The sequence below is a fragment of the Pseudomonas inefficax genome, assembly GCF_900277125.1.
GTDB lineage: Bacteria > Pseudomonadota > Gammaproteobacteria > Pseudomonadales > Pseudomonadaceae > Aquipseudomonas > Aquipseudomonas inefficax.
Genome location: NZ_OPYN01000060.1, coordinates 40807 through 62520 on the forward strand (window position 1 = coordinate 40807; position 21714 = coordinate 62520).

A 21714-nucleotide genomic window follows, 5' to 3' on the forward strand; every position below is an offset into this window, starting at 1 on the left:
CTCATATTTCTGGAGTTTTCCATGGCTGTTCAACGTACTTTCTCCATCATCAAGCCTGACGCCGTTGCCAAGAACGTCATCGGCGAGATCACCACTCGTTTCGAGAAAGCCGGCCTGCGCGTCGTCGCTTCGAAAATGAAGCAACTGTCCAAAGCCGAAGCCGAAGGCTTCTACGCCGAGCACAAAGAGCGCGGCTTCTTCGCTGACCTGGTTGCCTTCATGACTTCCGGCCCGGTCATCGTTCAGGTTCTGGAAGGCGAAAACGCCGTTCTGGCCAACCGCGAGCTGATGGGTGCCACCAACCCTAAAGAAGCTGCTGCCGGTACCATCCGTGCTGACTTCGCCGTTTCCATCGACGAAAACGCTGTTCACGGTTCCGACTCGGAAGCTTCGGCTGCCCGCGAAATCGCTTACTTCTTCTCCGCTACCGAGCTGTGCGACCGCATTCGCTAAGCGAAGCAGGTCTTGGGTGATTCCATGAGTGACATGACTGGCAAGATCAACCTGTTGGGCCTGACCCTGCAGGAAATGGAAAAATTCTTCGAGTCGATCGGAGAGAAGCGTTTTCGTGCCGGTCAGGTCATGAAATGGATTCACCACTTTGGCGTCGACGATTTCGCCGCCATGACCAATGTCGGCAAGGCCTTGCGCGAAAAGCTCGAGGCCGTTGCCGAGATTCGGGGCCCGGAAGTGGTCAGTGAAGACATTTCCGCCGACGGTACCCGCAAGTGGGTGGTCCGCGTTGCCTCCGGCAGCTGCGTCGAAACCGTCTACATTCCTACCGACGATCGCGGCACCCTGTGCGTGTCGTCGCAAGCCGGCTGTGCCCTGGACTGCAGTTTCTGCTCCACCGGCAAGCAAGGCTTCAACAGCAACCTCACCGCCGCCGAAGTGATCGGCCAGGTGTGGCTTGCCAACAAATCCTTCGGGACCGTTCCGGCCAAGATCGACCGCGCTATCACCAACGTGGTCATGATGGGCATGGGCGAACCCCTGCTGAATTTCGACAATGTCATCGCCGCCATGAAGATCATGATGGAAGATCTGGGCTATGGCATTTCCAAGCGTCGCGTCACCCTGTCCACCTCGGGCGTGGTGCCGATGATCGACGAGCTGGCCAAGCACATCGACGTGTCGCTGGCCCTGTCCCTGCACGCACCGAACGACGAGCTGCGCAACAAGCTGGTACCGATCAACAAGAAGTACCCGCTGAAGATGCTGCTGGAATCTTGCATGGGCTACATGTCCACCCTGGGTGGCAAGCGCGTGCTGACCATCGAGTACACCCTGCTCAAGGACGTCAACGACCAGCCTGAGCATGCTGCGCAAATGATCGAGCTGCTGCGCGACGTGCCATGCAAGATCAACCTGATCCCGTTCAACCCGTTCCCGCACTCCGGCTACGAGCGGCCGAGCAACAACGCCATCCGCCGCTTCCAGGACCTGTTGCACCACGGTGGTTTCAACGTCACCACCCGTACCACCCGTGGTGAGGACATCGACGCTGCCTGTGGCCAGCTGGTCGGCCAGGTCAACGATCGCACCCGCCGCAGCGAGCGCTACATCGCTGTGCGCCAGCTGTCCGCGGACGCCGAGCTGCAAGACAGCCCCGCCAGCCACTGACCGGGACCTTTGCCCATGAGCCTGCGCGCCGCGCTGTCGATCCTTGCGCTTTCGCTGCTGGCCGGCTGCGTGTCGGGCGGCGCGAGCGACCCCCTGGCCAGCCGCCAGGGCAGGGCAGAGGCGGGGCGGGCCTACGTGCAGCTTGGGCTGGGTTATTTGCAACAGGGGTTGACCGAGCAGGCCAAGGCGCCGCTGGGTAAGGCCCTGGCCCTGGATAGCGCTGATGCCGACGCCCACGCCGCCCTGGCGCTGGTCTTCCAGGCCGAAGACGAGCCTGCGCTGGCCGAAGCGCACTTTCGCAAGGCACTGCAGGCACGCACGGACGACACGCGAATTCGCAACAATTACGGCAGTTTCCTTTATGCTCAGGGGCGATTTGCCGAGGCCGAGCAGATGTTTCGCCTGGCCAGCGCCGATACCCTGTATCCTGAGCGTTCACGCGTGTACGAGAACCTGGGCCTGACCGCCCTTAAGCTCGAGCGCCGCGACCAGGCGCACGCGTATCTGCTGAAAGCTTTGCAACTCAACCAGCGGCAACCGAAAGCGTTGCTGGAAATGGCTGAGTTGTCCTACGAAAACAGGCATTATGTGCCGGCCCGGGACTACTACGATCGTTTCAGCCAGTTGAGCGACCACGATGCCCGTAGCCTGCTGCTGGGCAGCCGCCTTGCCAGGGTATTCGACGAGCAGGGCACACTGGCCGAGCTGGGCCAGCAATTACAACGACTTTATCCCGGTACGCCGGAATATCAGCAATACCTGTCGGAGCAACGATGAAAGCCGCGCATCCCGAAGTAGCAGTAGCGCCTGGCCAGAACCCCGGTGAGCTTTTGCGTCAGGCCCGTGAGAACCGGGACTGGTCACAAGCCGAGGTGGCCCGCAAGCTCAACCTCACTGTCAGTTCGTTGAACCACGTGGAAACCGGCGCCTTCGACAAGCTGCCGGGGCATACCTTCGCCCGTGGTTATATCCGCGCCTATGCCAAGCTGATGGACCTGGATCAGGCTGCCCTGGTGGACGCATTCGACCGTTACACCGGCACCCACGCCAAAGGCAGCGATGTGCACTCGCTGGGCCGTATCGAAGAGCCGGTGCGCCTGTCGCACAATATCCTGCGCGGCGTCAGCTTGCTGCTGCTGGTGGCGGTGGTCGGCGGCGGCTTCGTCTGGTGGCAGGACCAGGGCAGCCTGCGTGGCAAGGACCTGGCCAAGATCGCCCTGGAGCATGTCGAAGTCGAAAGCGCCGACGGTACCACCCAGATTCACCCGCTCGATGAGCCTGAAGACCAGGCTGTTTCCGCTGGGCAGCAGCCCGAGAGCGCGCCGCTGCCGCTGGAGCAGGGCGCTGCCGAGCAGCCTGCCGCCACCGAACCGGCACCGGCTAGCCCGGCACCTGCCGCTACCGCTGCTGCAGTGCCGGCACCGGCCCAGCAGGCGCCTGTGTCACCGGTCGCCAGCGCCCCTGCTGTCGCGCCTGCACCGGTAGCACCGGTAGCACCGGTTGCCCCGGCCCCGGCCCCGACGGCGGCTGCACCTGCTACGCCTGTAGCGACCGTGGCCGCCACCGAGCCTGCCGCCCCGGCCGCAGTGCCGGCTGGCAGCGCCAAGGTCGCCATCCAGTTCGTCGCCGATTGCTGGACCCAGGTCACCGACGGCAACGGCAAGGTGCTGTTCAGCGCCATCAAGCGCAAGGGGGACAACCTCGAGCTGACCGGCAAGCCGCCGTTCTCGGTACGCCTGGGCTTTGCCCGTGGCGCCCAGGTCAGCTACAACGGCCAGGCCGTCGATGTTGCCCCGTTCACCAGTGGCGAGACCGCTCGCCTGAAGTTGGGACAGTAATCATGCACGGCGAATCTCCGATCAAACGTCGCGAATCCCGCAAAATCTGGGTCGGCAATGTGCCGGTGGGTGGTGATGCCCCCATCGCGGTGCAGAGCATGACCAACACCGACACCAACGATGTGGCCGCCACCGTGGCGCAAATCCAGCGCCTGGTCGATGCCGGCGTGGACATCGTGCGCGTCTCGGTACCGGACATGGACGCCGCCGAGGCGTTCGGCCGCATCAAGCAGCAGGTCAGCGTGCCGCTGGTTGCCGACATCCACTTCGACTACAAGATCGCCCTGCGTGTGGCCGAACTGGGCGTCGACTGCCTGCGTATCAACCCGGGCAACATCGGCCGTGAAGACCGTGTGCGCGCGGTGGTCGATGCCGCCCGTGACCGCGGCATCCCGATCCGTATCGGCGTCAATGCCGGCTCCCTGGAAAAGGACCTGCAGAAGAAGTACGGCGAACCGACCCCGGCGGCGCTGGTCGAGTCGGCCCTGCGTCATGTCGAGCACCTCGACCGCCTGGACTTCCAGGACTTCAAGGTCAGCGTCAAGGCCTCCGATGTGTTCATGGCCGTCGAAGCCTACCGCCTGCTGGCCAAGCAGATCGTGCAGCCGCTGCACCTGGGCATCACCGAAGCCGGTGGCTTGCGTTCGGGGACGGTGAAATCCGCTGTCGGCCTCGGTATGCTGCTGGCCGAAGGCATTGGCGATACCATTCGTATCTCGCTGGCGGCCGACCCGGTCGAAGAAGTGAAAGTCGGCTACGACATCCTCAAGTCGCTGCACCTGCGCTCGCGCGGCATCAACTTCATCGCCTGCCCGAGCTGCTCGCGGCAGAACTTCGATGTGGTCAAGACCATGAACGAGCTGGAAGGGCGCCTGGAAGACCTGCTGGTGCCGCTGGACGTGGCGGTGATCGGTTGCGTGGTCAACGGCCCGGGTGAAGCCAAGGAAGCGCATGTCGGCCTGACTGGCGGTACGCCGAACTTGATTTACATCGATGGCAAGCCGGCACAGAAACTGACCAACGACAACCTGGTCGACGAGCTGGAAAAGCTCATCCGCCAGAAAGCGGCCGAAAAGGCCGAAGCCGACGCGGCGCTGATCGTCCGTGGCTGACACACAGAATTCGTAAGGACTTTTCGTGAGCAAATCGCTGCAAGCCATCCGTGGCATGAACGACATCCTGCCAGAACAGTCGCCGCTGTGGCGCTACTTCGAAGGCACCGTGGCCGCCCTGCTGGACTCCTACGGGTACAGCCAGATCCGCACGCCGATCGTCGAGTTCACCGAGCTGTTCAAGCGCTCCATCGGTGAAGTGACCGACATCGTCGAAAAAGAGATGTACACCTTCGAGGACCGCAACGGCGATTCGCTGACCCTGCGCCCCGAAGGCACCGCCGCCTGCGTGCGTGCCGTGCTCGAGCATGGCATCACCGGCAACGGCCAGGTGCAGAAACTGTGGTACATCGGCCAGATGTTCCGCCACGAACGCCCGCAAAAGGGCCGATACCGCCAGTTCCACCAGATCGGCGTGGAAGTGTTCAACCTGGACGGCCCGGACATCGACGCCGAGCTGATCATGCTGACCTGGCGCCTGTGGGGCCTGCTGGGCATCCAGGATGCGGTCAAGCTGGAGCTCAACAGCCTGGGCACCAGCGAAGCCCGTGCACGCTACCGTGACGCGCTGGTCGAGTTCCTCTCGGCGCGCCTGGAGCAACTGGACGAAGACAGCCAGCGCCGCCTGAAGAGCAACCCGCTGCGCATCCTCGACAGCAAGGACCAGAACACCCAGGCGGTGCTGGTCGGTGCGCCGAAGCTGGAAGACTACCTGGACGAAGAGTCGCGCGTGCACTTCGAGGGCCTCAAGGCCCGCCTGGATGCTGCCGGCATCCCGTTCGTGATCAACACCAAGCTGGTGCGCGGCCTGGACTACTACAGCAAGACCGTGTTCGAGTGGGTCACCGACAAGCTCGGCGCCCAGGGCACCGTCTGCGCCGGCGGCCGTTACGACGGCCTGGTCGAGCAGATGGGCGGCAAGCCGACCCCGGGCGTCGGTTTCGCCATGGGCATCGAGCGCCTGATCCTGCTGCTGGAAACCCTGGGCAAGGTGCCCGAGTCCATCAGCCGCCAGATCGACGTCTACCTGTGCGCCTTTGGCGAACAGGCGGAGCTGGCCGGCCTGCGCCTGTCCGAAGGACTGCGCGACCGTTTGCCGGGTCTGCGCCTGGCAGTCAACGCCGGTGGTGGCAGCTTCAAGAGCCAGTTCAAGAAAGCCGACAAGAGCGGCGCGCTGTTCGCACTGATCCTCGGTGACGACGAGCTGGCCAAGCAAGAAATCGGCTTCAAGCCCCTGCGTGGTCAGGGTGAACAACAGAACATTGCCTGGGATGCTCTGGCAGAGCACCTGGAAACCGCGATCGCGCAGGCGTAACGCGGTTCAACAAGCGAATAGGCGAAAAGGAGTATTGGGGTGTCGAGTACCGATGATGAACTGGCAGGGGTCAAGGACTGGTGGAACCGCAACGGCAAGCCGCTGCTGACCGGTGCCCTGCTGGCTGGCGTGGTGGTGTTGGGCTGGAATACCTGGCACAAGTACCAGAACAATCAGTCGCAAGGTGCCTCGCAGCTGTACCAGGCCTTGCTGGAAACCAGCCTGACGCCGACCGGCCAGCCTGACGCGACCAAGGTCGCGGAACTGGCCGGCAAGCTCAAGAGCGAGTTCGGCGGTACCGCCTACGCCCAGTACGGCAGCCTGTTCGTGGCCAAGGTCGCGGTCGAGAGCGGCAAGCTCGACGACGCTGCTGCCGAGCTGAAGAGCGTGCTGGACAAGCCGGCCGATGCCACCCTGGGTGAAATTTCGCGTCAGCGCCTGGCTCGTGTGCTGGCTGCCCAGAACAAGGCCGAGGACGCTCTCAAGCTGCTCGACGGCGACGCCGAAAAAGCCTTCCTGGCCAGCCGCGAAGAGTTGAAAGGTGACCTGCTGGTGCAACTGGGCCGCGCCGACGACGCGCACAGCGCTTACGAGAAAGCCAAGGCTGCGTTGTCCGATGAGGCGGCGGTCGGTGGCCTGCAATTGAAGCTGGATGACTTGGCCAAAGGGGACGCGTAAGTGATCGGTTGGAAACATGCAGCAGTGCTGACCCTGGCCGTACTGGCCGCAGGTTGCAGCAGCAACAGCAAGAAGGAACTGCCCCCGGCCGAGCTGACCAAGTTCACCGAGGAAGTGGTGCTGAAGAAGCAGTGGAGCCGTTCGATCGGTGACGGCCAGGGCGAGACCTACAACACCCTGGTACCGGCCATCGAGAATGACCGTATCTACGCCTCCGACGTCAACGGCGAAGTCTTTGCCCTCGACCGCATCACCGGCGACGTGGTGTGGAAGCAGGACCTGGAGCTGCCGGTGTCCGGCGCTGTCGGCGTGGGCTACGGCCTGGTCATGATCGGCACCCTCAAGGGTGAAGTCATCGCGCTGGACTCCAGCACCGGTGAGGAGCGCTGGCGCTCCCGCGTGACCAGCGAAGTGCTGGCCCCGCCGGCCAACAACGGTGAGGTGGTGGTGGTGCAGACCCAGGACGATCGCCTGATCGGCCTGGATGCCGCCACTGGCGACCGCCGCTGGATCTACGAAAACACCCCGGCCGTGCTGACCCTGCGTGGCACCGGCGCGCCGATTGCCACCAACCGCCTGGCCGTCGCCGGCCTGTCCACCGGCAAGGTGGTGGCGGTGGACATCAACAACGGCGTGCCGGTGTGGGAAAGCCGCGTGGCGATTCCGCAGGGCCGTTCCGAGCTGGACCGTGTGGTCGATATCGACGGCGGCCTGCTGCTGTCGGGTGGTACCCTGTACGTCAGCACCTACCAGGGCCGCGTCGCGGGCCTGGACCTGGAAAGCGGCCGCGTGCTGTGGCAGCGTGATGCCTCCAGCTACGTGGGTGTCGCCCAGGGCTACGGCAACGTCTACGTCAGCGAAGCTTCCGGTACTGTCGAAAGCGTCGACGAGCGCTCGTCCAGCGCCCTGTGGACCAATGACACCATGGCTCGCCGCCAGCTGACCGCACCTGAAGTGTTCTCCAGCTACGTGGCGGTGGGTGATTTCGAGGGTTACCTGCACCTGCTGAGCCAGGTCGATGGCCGCTTCGTCGGCCGTGAGCGTATCGACAGTGATGGCCTGCGTGCCCGTCCACTTGTGGTCGGCGACACCATCTACGTCTTCGGCAACAGCGGCAAGCTCGAGGCACTGACCATCCGCTGAAGCTATGCTTGAAGCCTTGGCGGGCTTCAAGCCGCGGCGTAGGACACGCCGCCCGAACTCCGGCCGCTGCCTTGCAGCGGCCTTTGCATTTTCAAGAATTCAAGAGTGGAGAGCCGAATGGTTCCCGTAATCGCCCTGGTGGGCCGCCCGAACGTCGGCAAATCCACCATGTTCAACCGCCTGACCAAGACCCGCGATGCCATCGTCGGTGACCTGTCGGGCCTGACCCGTGACCGCCAGTACGGTGATGCCAGCTGGCAGGGTCGTTCCTTCATCCTGATCGACACCGGCGGTATCACCGGTGACGAAGTGGGCATGGACGAGAAAATGGCCGAGCAGTCGCTCATGGCCATCGAAGAAGCCGACTATGTGCTGTTCCTGGTCGATGCCCGCGCCGGCATGACCGCTGCCGACCAGATGATCGCCGAACACCTGCGCAAGCGGAACAAGGAAGCGATCCTGGTTGCCAACAAGATCGACAACATCGATGCTGACGTCGCCCGCGCCGAGTTCTCGCCGCTGGGCATGGGCAACGCCATTCCGGTGGCTGGTTCCCAGGGCCGTGGCATCAACGCGCTGATGGAAGCCGTGCTTGGCCACATCCCGCGTGACCAGGTCGAGGAAGCGCTGGACGCCGAAGTCGCCGAAGGCGAAGAAGCGGTGCGTATCCCGGGCCCGAGCGAGAAGGATGGCATCAAGATCGCTATCATCGGCCGTCCCAACGTCGGCAAGTCGACGCTGGTAAACCGCATGCTCGGCGAAGAGCGCGTGGTGGTGTACGACCAGCCGGGTACCACCCGCGACAGTATCTACATTCCGTTCGAGCGCGATGACGAGAAGTACACCTTCATCGACACCGCAGGTGTGCGCAAGCGCGGCAAGATCCATGAGGAAGTCGAGAAGTTCTCGGTAGTGAAGACGCTGCAGGCGATCAAGGACGCCAACGTGGTGATCTTCGTCATGGACGCCCGCGAAGGCGTGGTGGACCACGACCTGAACCTGCTGGGCTTCGCCCTGGAGGCTGGCCGTGCCATCGTCATCGCTTTGAACAAGTGGGATGGCATGCAGCCGGGCGAGCGCGACTACGTGAAGACCGAGCTGGAGCGCCGGTTGTTCTTCGTCGACTTCGCCGACATCCACTTCATCTCCGCCCTGCATGGCACTGGCGTGGGCAACCTGTACAAGTCGGTGCAGGCCGCGTTCAAGTCGGCGGTGACCCGCTGGCCGACCAGCCGCCTGACGCAGATCCTCGAAGATGCCGTGAGCGAGCACCAGCCACCGCTGGTCAACGGCCGCCGCATCAAGCTGCGCTATGCCCACCTTGGTGGTGCAAACCCGCCGCTGATCGTGATTCACGGCAACCAGACCGACAAGATTCCGAAGTCGTACTCGCGTTACCTGGAGAACACCTACCGGCGCGTGTTGAAGCTGGTCGGTACGCCGATTCGCATCGAGTACAAGGGCGGTGAGAACCCGTACGAGGGCAAGAAGAACACCCTCACCGACCGCCAGGTCAACAAGAAGCGCCGCCTGATGTCGCACCACAAGAAGGCCGAGAAGAAGCGCCGCGACAAGCGCTGATTCCGCGTCGGCTTCTTCGTGGCGGTTCGACGCCTCGATGAGCCCGCTCCCACAGGTCCCACACAGTTCTCGAATTCTGTGCAGTACCTGTGGGAGCGGGCAAGCCCGCGAAGAGGCCCTTTGATCCAGCGCAAATCCCCCTATTGTTTCAACCTTTTTCCTGACCGCTCGATCCGCTATGCTCGGACTCCACCCCGTGCCGGATACACCCCAGGAAAGAGGGCTCCATGATCCGCAGCAAACTGCCGAACGTCGGCACGACCATCTTCACCACCATGTCCCAGCTCGCCGTGCAGACAGGCGCGCTCAACCTTTCGCAAGGTTTCCCCGACTTCAACGGCCCGCAGGCGCTGCTCGATGCAGTTGGGCGGCATGTGGCCGCCGGGCATAACCAGTATTCGCCGATGACCGGCTTGCCGGCCCTGCGCCAGCAGGTGGCGGCCAAGGTCGCGCGGCTGTATGGCGCGCAGGTGGATGCCGACCAGGAAGTGACCATCACCCCTGGCGCCACCGAAGCGATCTTCTGCGCCATCCAGGCGGTGGTGCATGCTGGTGACGAGGTAATCGTCTTCGACCCTTGCTACGACAGTTACGAGCCGTCCGTGGAGCTGGCTGGTGGCCGCTGCGTGCATGTACAACTGAGCGATGGCGATTTCCGCATCGACTGGCAGAAGTTCAGCGATGCCCTCAGCCCGCGCACGCGCATGGTCATCCTCAATTCGCCGCACAACCCCAGCGGTGCGCTGATTACCCGTGACGACCTCGACCAATTGGCCCGGCTTATCGCTGACCGCGATATCTACCTGGTCAGCGATGAAGTGTATGAACACCTGGTCTACGACGGTGTACGCCATGCCAGCGTGTTGGCCCACGAGCAACTGTATCAACGCGCCTTCGTGGTCAGCTCGTTCGGCAAGACTTATCACGTCACCGGCTGGAAGACCGGCTACGTGATCGCCCCTTCGGCGCTGAGTGCCGAGCTGCGCAAGGTGCACCAGTACGTCAACTTCTGCGGTGTAACCCCGCTGCAATGCGCGCTGGCCGATTTCATGGCCGAGCACCCCGAGCATGTCGATGAGCTGCCGGCCTTCTACCAGGCCAAGCGAGACTTGTTCTGCGGCTTGCTGGAGGGCTCGCGTTTCCGTTTCTCCCGCACGGCGGGTACCTATTTCCAGCTGGTGGACTATTCGCAGATCCGCCCGGACCTGAATGATGTCGACATGTCGCTGTGGCTGACCCGTGAGCACGGCGTGGCGACCATCCCGGTGTCGGTGTTCTACCAGCAATCCATCCCCGAGCAACGCCTGGTCCGCCTGTGCTTTGCCAAACGAGAGGAGACGCTGCGTCAGGCAGCGGAAAGACTATGCGCGATCTGAGTGAACTGCCGAACCTGAAAGTGGCCCTGGTGCAGACCACCCTGGCCTGGCACGACCGCGAGGCCAACCATGCGCACTTCGAGGTGCTGCTGGAGCAGGTGGGTAATGTGGACCTGGTGATTTTGCCGGAAATGTTCACCACCGGCTTCTCGATGCAGTCCGAAAGCCTGGCCGAGCCGGAGAATGGCCCGACCTACAAATGGCTGAAGGCCCAGGCGAAGAAGTACGACACGGTGATTACCGGCAGCGTGATCATCCAGGCCGCCGATGGCAGTCACCGCAACCGCCTGCTGTGGGCCCGCCCGGACGGCGAGATTCTGCACTACGACAAGCGTCACCTGTTCCGCATGGCCGGTGAGCACAAGCATTACACCCCGGGCGAGCGCCAGGTGCAGTTCGAGCTCAAGGGCTGGCGGATTCGTCCGCTGATCTGTTACGACCTGCGCTTCCCGGTGTGGAGCCGCGATGCCCAGGACACCGACCTGTTGCTGTACACTGCCAACTGGCCGGCTGCGCGCCGCCAGCACTGGAACCGCCTGTTGCCGGCGCGGGGTATCGAGAACCTGTGCTATGTGGCGGCGGTCAACCGGGTGGGCACCGACGGCAAGGGCTTTGCCTATTCCGGCGACAGCCAGGTGCTGGACTTCCAGGGCGAGAGCCTGCTCAGTGCCGGGGAGGCCGACGGGGTGTTCACCGCGGTATTGAGTGCGGCGGAGCTGGCGGCATACCGTGCTAAATTCCCGGCCAACCTGGATGCCGATACCTTCGAATTGCACTGATAGCCAGTACCGGCCTCTTCGCGGGTAAACCCGCTCCCACAAGGTCCTCACAGATTCCGAAACCTGTGCAATACCTGTGGGAGCGGGTTTACCCGCGAAGAGGCCGGTGCGGGCCTGCATCAGTTATGAATCAGTACACATCCCGCCGATACCGCCCATCCTCGATCAGCTGCTGCACAGCGGCCTCCCCTAGGATGCCGTTGAGCGCCGCGTCCACCCCAGCCGCCATCCCTTGCAGGCTGCCGCAGACATACACACAGGCGCCTTCCGCGACCCAGCGCTTGAGTTCCCCAGCCTGCTGCAGCAACACATCCTGCACATACACCTTGTCGGCCTGATCCCGCGAAAACGCCAGGTCCAGCCGGGCCAGGTCGCCGCTGTCCAGCCAGCCTTGCAGCTCGTCACCACACAGCAGGTCATGCGCCCGGTTACGTTCGCCGTACAGCAACCAGTTACGCTGCTCGCCAGCATTCACCCGTGCCCGGAGTAGGCTGCGCAGGCCGGCCAGGCCGGTGCCGTTGCCGATCAAGATCATGGGAGCTGCGCTTTCCGGCAGGTGGAAGCTGCTATTGCGCCGCAAGCGCAGGCTCAGCATGCCATTCAGCGGCAGGTACTCAGTCAGCCAGCCGGAGCCCAGGCCCAGATTGCCGTCGGCATGGCGCTCCTGGCGCACGATCAACTCCAGCACGCCATCGCTGGCGATCGAGGCGATCGAGTACTCGCGGCTGCCGATCGGTACCAGTGCGTCGATCAGTGCTTGTGGCTGCAAGCCGATCAGGTGGTCGCGGCGGGCCGGCAACTGGCGGCCGGCCAGGGCCTGGGCGAGGGTTTCACCCAGGCCATTCACTTGCACCTTGGCCCCGGCGTCCAGCGCCATGCCATCGAGGAAGGCGTCGATCCTCGCCTGGCCGTTGAGCGGCAGGATCTCCACCAGGTCGCCGGCTTCCCAGCTGGCGGGCTGTTCCGGTCGCAGGCCCAGCAGGTACACCGGCTGGCCTTGGCTTCCTGGGTTGAGCAGTTCGCGGCGCACCAGCGACCAGTTGCCAAAGACCGGTGCCTGCCAGGCGGCCACCGGCTGTGCGCCGGTCAGTTGCGCCAGTTCCTGCTGCCACTGCTGCAGGGCGGCCTGGTCGGCATTGTCCACCTCCACCGCGCTGAACGCACTGCTGGCGCCACGCTCGCCCAGCCATGCCTGCAAGCGGCGGGCGAAGCCGCAGAAGTGCGGGTACTGGCGGTCACCGAGGGCAAGCAGGGCATAGCTGAGGTTGTTCAGCGCCCAAGGCTGGCCCAGTACTTTGCGCTCGAAGGCGCGGGCACTGTCGGGGGCTTCGCCGTCGCCGAAGGTGCTGACCACGAACAGCGCACGGCGGGCCTGACGCAGGTCGTTTTCACCCAGTTCAGCCAGGGCGCGCACTTGCACCGGCAGGCCCGCCGCCTGCAGCTGGCCGGCGCTCTGCCAGGCCAGTTGTTCGGCAAGGCCGCTCTGGCTGGCGAAGCCAATCAGCCAGCTATCGCCGCTGGCAGTGTTGTTGGCAACGTTGCCACGGGCGGCGCGTACCTGGCGCTTCTTGCGGCGGCGGTCGAGGTACAGCAGCCAGCCGGTGACGAAGAACAGCGGCATGGTCAGGCTGGCGATGGTGACGATGATGCGCCCCGGCAGGCCGAAGTATTCGCCGACATGCAGGGCGTAGACGCTCTGCAGCAGCTGGGCCTTGAAGGATTTGTCGGTGTAGCGGTCATGTCTTTTCACCTGGCCGCTGGCCGGGTCCAGCACCAGGGTGTTGAACGCACGTGGGTGGTCGGCGTTGTCCAGCAGGTAGAACAGGTTGGCCGGCTGGCCGCCTACCGGCGGCAGGCGCAGGTTGTACATGGCCAGGCTCGGGCCTGCAGCGTCCTTGAGGTTGGCCCAGATTGCGTCATAGTCGACCACCAGCGGTGGGGCGTTCTTGTCGATTTTCTGCGGCCCGTGGCGGCCACGGCCTTCACCGCGCTTCTGCTGCTGGCCGGCGGCCGGCGTGTCGGCAAGCAGCTTGTTCAAGCCTTCGCGATACCATTCGTAGGACCAGAACAGCCCGGTCAGGGCGAACAGCAGGTAGAACATCAGGCACCAGGTGCCGGCCACGGCGTGCAGGTCCCAGTTGAAGGCACGGCCTTTCTTGGCCCAGTCGAAGGTCAGCCAGGTGCGCCAGTCCAGCGCCTTGCGTGGCCAGCGCAGGTACAGGCCGGAGAGGCAGAAGAACACCAGCATCAGGGTGCAGGCACCGGTGATCTGCCGGCCGGTGTCGCCCATGGCCAGGAAGCGGTGCAGGTTGAGCATGAGGTTGAAGAAGCCTTGCCCGGCCACTTCACCCTTTAGCTCGCCGGTATAGGGGTCGGCAAAGCGCAGCTGGCCGCGGCGCTCGCCCGGTGGCGGGGTGAAGGCGACCCGTGCGGCGTTGCCTTCGCGTACATCGACCCACAGCATCGCCACCTTGTCGTGTTGCTGGGCCTCGACTCGCTGGACCAGCTCGGCCGGCCGCAGCACGCCCTCCGGGCGCACCTGGACCTTCAGGACATCGGCATTCAGCGCGCGCAGCAGTTCTTCCTGAAACGAGTACAAGGCCCCGGTGATGCCCATCAAGGCCAGCACCAGGCCAGCGGTGATGCCAAAGAACCAGTGCAATTGGAACAGCGTCTTCTTCACCACATGATCACCTTGTGTTTCTGCCGCATACCGCGCGGCGTGCATTATGCCTTGATACGCAAACGCCCCGCTCACGGGAATGAACGGGGCGGGCTAGTCAGTCAGGCTTGTGTTGTCTGTACCGGCCTCTTCGCGGGTGAACCCGCTCCCACAGAGATATCACTGGACCTGAGGCCAGTGGAGTACCTGTGGGAGCGGGTTCACCCGCGAAAGGGCCGGCACAGGCGCAGCCCATTCAACAGATCAACCCCATCCCGGCATCAGAAGTGGAAGCTGGTGGTCAACAGTGCAGTCCGCCCGGCGGCCTGGTTGGCGTAGTGCCCACTGTAGGCCTTGTCGTAGTAGACCTCGTTGGTGAGGTTCTGCACGTTCAACTGCAGGTCGATGTGCTTGGTCAGCTTGTAGCTGGCCATGGCGTCGTAGCGCCAGTACGAGTCGACCATCACGCTGTTGGTGGTGTTGCCGAACACTTCATCGACGTAGAAGGCACCGCCACCAATGGTCAGCTTCGGCGTGACGTTGTAGGTGGTCCACAGGGTCAGGCTGTGGTTCGGCGTGTTAGGCAGCTGGTTGCCATCGTTGTAACCATCGATGAACACCGTGCCGACCCGCTGCGCGCCGCCGTCGACAAGCTTGGCATCCAGGTAGGTGTAGCCGGCGAAGACTTGCCAGGCGTCGGTCAGCTTGCCGCTGGCGCTGAGCTCCAGGCCATCGACACGGGTCTTGCCAATGTTCTGGTAGGTGTTGTTATCCACTAGTACACGAGCGTCTTCCTTCTCGGTGCGGAAAATGGCTGCGGTCAACGCCAGGCGTTCGTCGAGCAGGTCCCACTTGGTACCGATTTCGTAGTTGGTGGTTTTTTCCGGCTTCAGCTCGCTGGTAGTGGTGGCCGTGACTAGCGCATTGCCGTCGGAACCTTCGCCGAGCGAGGCGCCAGGCGGGGTGGCGGAGGTGGCATAGGACACATAGATGCTGCCGTTCTCGGCAGGCTTCCAGGTCAGGCCCAGCTGGCCAGTGACGAACTCACTGGTGTCTTCGGTCTTGAAGCTTGTAGAACCGTTGGCCGCTTTGGTCTTGACCTTGGTGTCGAAGTGGTCGTAACGCAGGCCCATGGTCAACAACCAGGCCGGGTCAAGCTCCAGCGTGTCGGTGAAGTAGATGGCGCGCGTGTTGCCAGAGGTATCGGCACCGGCTTCGGTGCGGCTGATGGTGCCGTCCCACTCTTCATGCGGGTTGGGGTTCGGGAACGAGGTGCAGACGCCGGAGATCTGGCCTGTTGCGCTCGAGCAGTTGCCGGCGCCGAAACCGGTGACGTCATAACCCGTCTTCACCGAGGTTTCCCGGCTGAGTTCGATACCGGTGGAGAAGCTGTTCTTCATGCCACCTACGTAGAAATCGCCATACAGGTCGGTCTGATTGGTGGTCGTGCGGGTGTTGGCTACACGATTGTTCGGGCGACGCCAGACTTCACCGTTGAGGATGTTGCCCTTGCTGTCGTCTGGCTGGCTGTAGATGTAGTCCTGCAGCGTATTGCCATGGCGCAGGGTGTTCTTGACGGTCAGCGAATCGTTCAGGTCGTGCTCGATGCTGATGGTCGAGATATCTGCGCGGCTCTTGGAGAAATCGCGGCCGACCAGGCCGTAGTAGTTGCTGCTGCTGCCACCGCCGTGGGTCGGCTTGTCCGGGTTGGCCGAGGTACGAGCGGCCGAGCTGCCGGAGCGCAGGCTGTAGGGAATACCCGAATCCGGCAGGTCGTCGCTTTCCACGTGGTAGTAGTCAAGGCTCACGCGAGTATCGGTGCCCAGACCGAACACCAGCGAAGGCGCTACGCCCCAACGGTCGTAGTTGACCTCATCGCGGCCGGCGACGTTGCTTTGGTGGGTCATCAGGTTCAGGCGGCCGGCGACACTGTCGCTGAACTGGTAGTTGCCATCCAGGGTGTAGCGCTGGGTCTGATCGCTGCCCCAGGTCCAGGCGCCGTCAAGCGAGTTGCCAAGGTGCGCACGCTTGCTGACCATGTTGATGGTGCCACCGGCAGCGCCACGACCTGCGATTGAGGAATTCGGGCCCTTGGCCACTTCCACCGACTCGATGGCGAAGATTTCGCGGGTTTGCGAACCGGTATCGCGCACGCCGTCCAGGTACATCGAGCTCTGGCTGTCGAAGCCACGAATGAATGGGCGATCGCCGGACGGGTTGCCACCTTCGCCGGCACCCATGGTGATGCCCGGCACGGTGCGCAGTGCATCCTGCAGGGTCAGGGCACTGGTGTCCTTGATCACTTGCTGCGGGATCACGGTAATCGAGCGCGGGGTGTCTACCAGCGGCGCGGTGTACTTCTGCGAGGAGGCCTTGTCGACCTTGTAATCGGTGCTGGCCTGTTCAGCCTTGCCGTTGACACTGGTGGCATCGAGGGTGATCGCGCTGCTGGCGGCCGGGTCGGCGGCGTAGGCCGACGAGGCGCTGAGGGCAACGCCGATGGCGGAGACGATCAGGCGTGGTGAGCTCACTGCAGATGGTACGTACTGGCGCATTGCTAAGGCCTTCCCCAAGGTGTTAAGGCCGCGGATCTTAATGTAAGCAATTGTGACTCACAATTGAGAGTCGTTACCATTCGTGAAGAATTTACAATCTTTACAATTTGCCTTTACGGTTTCATCAAGCTGAAACGTCTTAAGCGGCGAACAGGGCTTGTGTAGCGCAAAAGGGAATCAATATCATTGGCGCCTTTCACTTTCCAATGGTAGTGCCGCCATGCTGCTTCACATCCCTGGCCTGTTCGACGCCGATGAACTGGCCCGTATCCGCGAGGCGCTGGAGCAGGCCGACTGGGCCGACGGCAAGGTCACGGCCGGCTACCAGTCGGCCAAGGCCAAGCACAACCTGCAGTTGGCCGAAGGCCACCCGCTGGCCAAGGAAATCGGCAGTGCGCTGATCGACCGCCTGTGGCAAAACCCGCGCTTCATGTCTGCAGCCTTGCCGCACAAGGTGTTCCCGCCGCTGATCAACTGCTACCGCGAAGGCGGCAATTTCGGCTTCCACATCGACAACGCCCTGCGCCAGCCCAAGGGCAGCCCGGAGCGAGTGCGTACCGACCTGTCCTCAACGCTGTTCCTCAGCGATCCGGACAGCTACGACGGCGGCGAGCTGGTGATCCAGGACACCTATGGTGTGCAGCAGGTCAAGCTGGCTGCCGGTGACCTGGTGCTTTACCCCGGCACCAGCCTGCACAAGGTCAACCCGGTGACCCGTGGCCAGCGTTACGCTGCGTTCTTCTGGACCCAGAGCCTGGTACGCGAGGACAGCCAGCGGGCGTTGCTGTTCGAGATGGACAATGCCATCCAGCAACTGACTGCCGATGTGCCGGATCACCCATCACTGCTGCAACTGACCGGCACCTACCACAACCTGCTGCGCCGCTGGGCCGAGGTCTGAGCCGTGTCCTATCAGTTACGGCGTGAAGAAGTGGTGGATGTGGCCGGTTTGCAGGCCATGCTGGAAGAAAGCCCTGGCAAGGCCGCCCAGGCGATCCTGGCTGCGGCGGGGCAGGGCGCGGTCGAGGCACAATTGCTGTTGGGGCAGATCCTCCTCGACGGGCGTGGCATCGAAGCGGACGCCAGCGTGGCACGGCGCTGGTTCGGCATTGCCGCCCAGGGCGGTAATGCAATGGCGCACAACATGCTGGGGCGTTGCCTGGAGCATGGCTGGGGTGGCAGTGCAGACCTTTCGCAGGCCGCCATCCACTATGCCCAGGCAGCCGATGCCGGGTTGGACTGGGGGCTCTACAACCTGGGCAACCTGTTCGCCACCGGGCGTGGGCTACCGGCCAACCAGGCACAGGCATTGATGTGTTACGAGAAGGCCGCGCACATGGGGCATGCCAAGTCGATGAACCTGTATGGGCGTTACCTGGAGCAGGGTATCGCCACGGCGCCCAGCCCGGCTCGGGCGGTGCGCTGGTATCGGCGTTCGGCCGAGGCGGGGGATTTTCGTGGCATGTTCAGCCTGGGGCTGGTGCTGGTCGAGCGTGGGCAGGTGGCGGAAGCCGCGCCTTGGCTGGAAAAAGCACGGGTAGAGGGGAACATGAATTTCCTGCGCGCGGCACTGGTGACCTTGCAGGGCGCGGGGCCGGTGTTGATGGCCTTTGCGGCGCGGTATGCCGACGAGATCGAACGGCGCGGAGCTTGAGGTCGCCTGTGCTGGCCCTTTCGCGGGTAAACCCGCTCCCACAGGGTCCTCACAGGTTCCGAAACCTGTGCAATACCTGTGGGAGCGGGTTTACCCGCGAAGAGGCCGGAACTGACAGCACACAAATGAAAACGGGGCCTTGCGGCCCCGTCGTGCATTACAGGTAGTAGGCTTTCAGCGGCGGGAAGCCGTTGAATTCCACTGCGCTGTAGCTGGTGGTGTAGGCACCGGTCGACAGCCAGTACAGGCGGTCGCCGATGGCCAGGTTCAGCGGCAGGCCATACTTGTAGTGCTCGTACATGATGTCGGCGCTGTCGCAGGTCGGGCCGGCGATGACCACTTCTTCGGTCTCGCCTTTCTTCTCGGTCCAGATCGGGAACTTGATGGACTCGTCCATGGTTTCGATCAGGCCGGAGAACTTGCCCACGTCGGTGTAGATCCAGCGCTCGACGGCGGTACGCGACTTGCGTGCGACCAGTACCACTTCGCTGACCAGGATACCGGCGTTGGCAATCAGCGAACGGCCCGGCTCGAGGATGATTTCCGGCAGGTCGTCACCGAAGTCTTCCTTCAGGAAGCGGATGATCTCTTCAGCGTAGGTTTCCAGGCTGTTGGTACGGGTGATGTAGTTGGCCGGGAAGCCGCCACCCATGTTGATCAGCTTCAGTTCGATGCCGTCTTCTTCCTTCAGGCGCTCGAAGATCACCTTGACCTTGGCGATGGCTGCGTCCCACACGCTGATGTCGCGCTGCTGCGAGCCCACGTGGAAGGAGATGCCGTAAGGCACCAGGCCCAGGTCGCGGGCGAGGATCAGCAGGTCCATGGCCATGTCGGTCTGGCAGCCGAATTTACGCGACAGCGGCCAGTCGGCGGTGGTGGAGCCTTCGGTGAGGATGCGCACGTACACTTTCGAGCCCGGGGCGGCCTTGGCGATGTTGCGCAGGTCGGCTTCCGAGTCGGTGGCGTACAGGCGCACGCCTTTCTCGTAGAAGTAGCGGATGTCCTTGGACTTCTTGATGGTGTTGCCGTAGCTGATGCGGTCGGCAGTCACGCCGCGGCCCAGCACCTTGTCCAGCTCGTAGATCGAGGCGATGTCGAAGCTCGAACCTTTCTCTTTGAGCAGGTCGATGATTTCGACGGCCGGGTTGGCCTTGACCGCGTAGTACACCTTGGCGAACTCGAAGCCCGCACGCAGGTCATCATAGGCCTGGCTGATCATCTGGGTATCGATGAGTACGAACGGGGTTTCCTGCTTGTCGGCAAACGCCTTCATCTTCTGGAAGGTGTCACGCGCGAAATAGTCTTCGACCTGGATCGACATGCTCAGGGACTCCATGGGCAAACTGAAAATTTAAGTGGCTGCAAACTGAACGTCCTCCGTATCCCCACTTTGGTTCGCCTACTCAGTACTTGAGCCGGATGGATCGTTTCCAGCATGGACGTTCGGCGCGCACTTTAGGGCGTGAAGAATGCAGAATCAACAGGTAATCCGGGCCTGATCGGCGTGGATCGACGACCAGCCATTTGAATAACCGACTCGTGTGACCGGCTGATGTTCCCCGCAGTGTTTCAAGCGTAAAAAATTGTGGAATGGACCGCGTTGGCCCCTTCGCGGGCACGCCCGCTCCCACAGGGTTTCTGCTATTGCTGTGGGAGCGGGTTTACCCGCGAAAAGGCCTCAGGTGTTCATATTTATGGCCACATTCCCTGGCACTGCCGTGCATGAAAAAGACGATAAATTTTTTGTTACCGACTGGCGGAATTGCCGTGTTTGATGAGAAACATTACTATTCGCACCCTTGTCTGCCTCCCTGATGACCCCGACCGTGTCCGGACCCAAAGGCTTCCTCGACCACTACCATGAGCTGATCGGCACCTGGACGCGCAAATTGCGCAGTCGACAGCAGGCCGAGGACCTCACCCACGATGCCTTTGTCCGGGTACTGGAAAACCCGCGCGAGCAGGTCGAACAGCCACGCGCCTACCTGCATCAGACCGCACGCAATATTGCCGTGGATGGTTTCCGTCGCGAGGACCGTCGCCAAGCCTTGGAGCTGGAAGCCTTCGACGAAGGCGTGGCCGGCCATGGTGACCCGGAGGCCTACATGCATGCCCTGGAACTGGCCGACTGCGTCGAGCGGGCGCTGGCGGAGTTGCCGCTCAATTGCCGACAAGTGTTCATCTGGCAGAAGCTCGAAGGCCTGACCCAGGCCGAGATTGCCGAGCGCATGGGGCTGAGCAAGAACATGGTCGAAAAGTATATGATCCGCACGCTCCGGCATCTGCGTGAGCACCTGGATGTGTCGGCATGATGAGTCAGGAGACCTTTTCGATGAAACAGCACGGTACCGATACCGTCCGCGAGCAGGCGGCCATGTGGTTCGCCCGGGTGCAGGATGCGCCTCGCGATGCCGGGCTGCAGGCGCAGTTGCACGCCTGGATGGAAGGTGATGCACGGCACCGTGAAGAGTACCAGCGGCTCGCTCGCCTTTGGCAGGCCGCCGGCTTCATCCCGCGCCAGCGCCTCGAAGCGCTGTGCCAGCCGGCCCCGGTACGCCAGTTGCCACGTCGGCGCTTCGTGCGCCAGGCCCTGGCTGCCAGCGTGGCCGTACTGGCGTTGGGCCTGGGCTGGGGGGGCTGGCACTACCAGCAACTGAATCACCAGGGCAGCTTGCAGACCGCCTTCAACGAACGCCGCCAGGTCGAACTGCCGGACGGTTCGCACCTTGAACTCAACGGCAGCACGCAAGTGCAGGTGGCTTTCAGCGCCGGCCAGCGGCATGTCCGGCTGATTGCGGGTGAGGTGATGTTTACCGTCGCCCACGACAGTGGCCGGCCGTTCGTGGTCGACACTGCCCAAGGGAGCGTGACTGTCACCGGGACCCGTTTCGACGTCCGCCTGGACCCGGCCAGCACCCGCGTGGCAGTGGAGCAGGGCTCGGTGCGTGTGCAGGGTAAGGGCGCCTCGCTGGCGCAACTCACGGCGGGCCAGGGCTCGCATATAGATGCACAAGGCCAGGTGGCCGCGCCCTATGCGGTGAATACCGCTGCCCTGACTGCCTGGCGCAAAGGCAGGCTGGTGTTCGACGACGCCACCCTGGCCGAGGTGGTGGCCGAGGTTTCGCGCTACCGCAGCCAGCCGCTGCGGGTCGCCCCCGGCAAAGTCGCGCAGTTGCGGCTGTCCAGCACCTTCAGTACCGACGACACCGACGCGCTGCTGCGCGCCTTGCCGAGCATCCTGCCGGTGGCCATCAAGGCCCATGAAGATGGCTCGCGCGAAATAATCGCGAAATAGATTCAGGTTTTTTTCCGTTCGTTCGTCTTCCTCGCCAGCTGCAACTGCCAAGCATTTCCATTTGCATGCGGTTGGCATTTATTCGGTATTCCAGGAAGTTCGA

18 protein-coding genes are annotated in these 21714 nt (G+C 63.1%); 15 read left to right on the top strand and 3 right to left on the bottom strand.

Going from position 1 to position 21714, the window contains the following annotated elements; all coding sequences use genetic code 11:
* The first annotated feature begins 21 nt into the window (after positions 1–21).
* The 11 genes from ndk (at position 22) to JV551A3_RS06310 (ending at position 11445) form a co-directional block, all read left to right on the top strand.
* Complete coding sequence (gene ndk, locus JV551A3_RS06260; RefSeq protein WP_023382208.1) at positions 22–453, top strand: nucleoside-diphosphate kinase; 432 nt, start codon at positions 22–24, stop codon at positions 451–453.
* A gap of 24 nt (positions 454–477) precedes the next feature.
* Positions 478–1623: a dual-specificity RNA methyltransferase RlmN gene (gene rlmN, locus JV551A3_RS06265; protein WP_133970441.1), complete on the top strand. Its 1146-nt coding sequence runs from the start codon at positions 478–480 to the stop codon at positions 1621–1623.
* Between the two features lie 15 nt (positions 1624–1638).
* Positions 1639–2400 (top strand): type IV pilus biogenesis/stability protein PilW, encoded by a 762-nt coding sequence (gene pilW / locus JV551A3_RS06270; RefSeq protein WP_133970440.1) that lies wholly within the window; start codon positions 1639–1641, stop codon positions 2398–2400.
* Positions 2397–3461, top strand: a complete 1065-nt coding sequence (locus JV551A3_RS06275) for a RodZ domain-containing protein (RefSeq protein ID WP_133970439.1) — start codon at positions 2397–2399, stop codon at positions 3459–3461. Before pilW ends, JV551A3_RS06275 begins: the two co-directional genes overlap by 4 nt.
* Positions 3462–3463: 2 nt before the next feature.
* A complete protein-coding gene (gene ispG, locus JV551A3_RS06280) occupies positions 3464–4573 on the top strand; it encodes a flavodoxin-dependent (E)-4-hydroxy-3-methylbut-2-enyl-diphosphate synthase (RefSeq protein ID WP_003257869.1) in 1110 nt (369 codons plus the stop codon).
* A 25-nt stretch (positions 4574–4598) separates the two neighbouring features.
* Positions 4599–5888 (top strand): histidine--tRNA ligase, encoded by a 1290-nt coding sequence (gene hisS / locus JV551A3_RS06285; RefSeq protein ID WP_133970438.1) that lies wholly within the window; start codon positions 4599–4601, stop codon positions 5886–5888.
* Positions 5889–5927: 39 nt separating this feature from the next.
* Positions 5928–6566, top strand: a complete 639-nt coding sequence (locus JV551A3_RS06290) for a tetratricopeptide repeat protein (protein WP_133970437.1) — start codon at positions 5928–5930, stop codon at positions 6564–6566.
* A complete protein-coding gene (gene bamB / locus JV551A3_RS06295) occupies positions 6567–7709 on the top strand; it encodes an outer membrane protein assembly factor BamB (protein ID WP_133970436.1) in 1143 nt (380 codons plus the stop codon).
* 117 nt (positions 7710–7826) lie between these two features.
* The gene (der, locus tag JV551A3_RS06300; protein WP_114167747.1) at positions 7827–9290 is read left to right on the top strand and encodes a ribosome biogenesis GTPase Der; all 1464 of its coding nucleotides are present in this window, start codon (positions 7827–7829) and stop codon (positions 9288–9290) included.
* A 227-nt stretch (positions 9291–9517) separates the two neighbouring features.
* Positions 9518–10666 carry a pyridoxal phosphate-dependent aminotransferase gene (locus JV551A3_RS06305; RefSeq protein WP_133970435.1) on the top strand — a complete coding sequence of 383 codons (1149 nt, stop codon included), beginning with the start codon at positions 9518–9520 and terminating at the stop codon, positions 10664–10666.
* Positions 10654–11445 carry an amidohydrolase gene (locus JV551A3_RS06310; RefSeq protein ID WP_133970434.1) on the top strand — a complete coding sequence of 264 codons (792 nt, stop codon included), beginning with the start codon at positions 10654–10656 and terminating at the stop codon, positions 11443–11445. Before JV551A3_RS06305 ends, JV551A3_RS06310 begins: the two co-directional genes overlap by 13 nt.
* A gap of 130 nt (positions 11446–11575) precedes the next feature.
* Here the strand turns inward: JV551A3_RS06310 and JV551A3_RS06315 are convergent, their stop codons facing one another.
* Positions 11576–14131: a PepSY domain-containing protein gene (locus JV551A3_RS06315; protein WP_133970433.1), complete on the bottom strand. Its 2556-nt coding sequence runs from the start codon at positions 14129–14131 to the stop codon at positions 11576–11578.
* Positions 14132–14388: 257 nt separating this feature from the next.
* Positions 14389–16662: a TonB-dependent receptor gene (locus JV551A3_RS06325; RefSeq protein ID WP_133970432.1), complete on the bottom strand. Its 2274-nt coding sequence runs from the start codon at positions 16660–16662 to the stop codon at positions 14389–14391.
* A gap of 220 nt (positions 16663–16882) precedes the next feature.
* On the opposite strand from JV551A3_RS06325, the gene JV551A3_RS06330 reads away from it, so the two are divergent.
* Both JV551A3_RS06330 and JV551A3_RS06335 read left to right on the top strand, forming a co-directional pair.
* Positions 16883–17563: a Fe2+-dependent dioxygenase gene (locus JV551A3_RS06330; RefSeq protein WP_133978441.1), complete on the top strand. Its 681-nt coding sequence runs from the start codon at positions 16883–16885 to the stop codon at positions 17561–17563.
* A gap of 3 nt (positions 17564–17566) precedes the next feature.
* Positions 17567–18316, top strand: a complete 750-nt coding sequence (locus tag JV551A3_RS06335) for a tetratricopeptide repeat protein (RefSeq protein WP_133970430.1) — start codon at positions 17567–17569, stop codon at positions 18314–18316.
* A 157-nt stretch (positions 18317–18473) separates the two neighbouring features.
* Here JV551A3_RS06335 and JV551A3_RS06340 read toward each other — a convergent pair whose 3' ends face one another.
* Positions 18474–19637, bottom strand: coding sequence for a type III PLP-dependent enzyme (locus JV551A3_RS06340; RefSeq protein WP_043208127.1), 1164 nt, complete (start codon positions 19635–19637; stop codon positions 18474–18476).
* 493 nt (positions 19638–20130) lie between these two features.
* Here JV551A3_RS06340 and JV551A3_RS06350 point away from each other — a divergent pair, with 493 nt between their 5' ends.
* Both JV551A3_RS06350 and JV551A3_RS06355 read left to right on the top strand, forming a co-directional pair.
* On the top strand, positions 20131–20628 hold the full coding sequence (locus tag JV551A3_RS06350; protein WP_133970428.1) for a sigma-70 family RNA polymerase sigma factor: 498 nt from the start codon (positions 20131–20133) through the stop codon (positions 20626–20628).
* A 20-nt stretch (positions 20629–20648) separates the two neighbouring features.
* Positions 20649–21611, top strand: a complete 963-nt coding sequence (locus JV551A3_RS06355) for a FecR family protein (RefSeq protein WP_133970427.1) — start codon at positions 20649–20651, stop codon at positions 21609–21611.
* Positions 21612–21714: the final 103 nt, after the last annotated feature.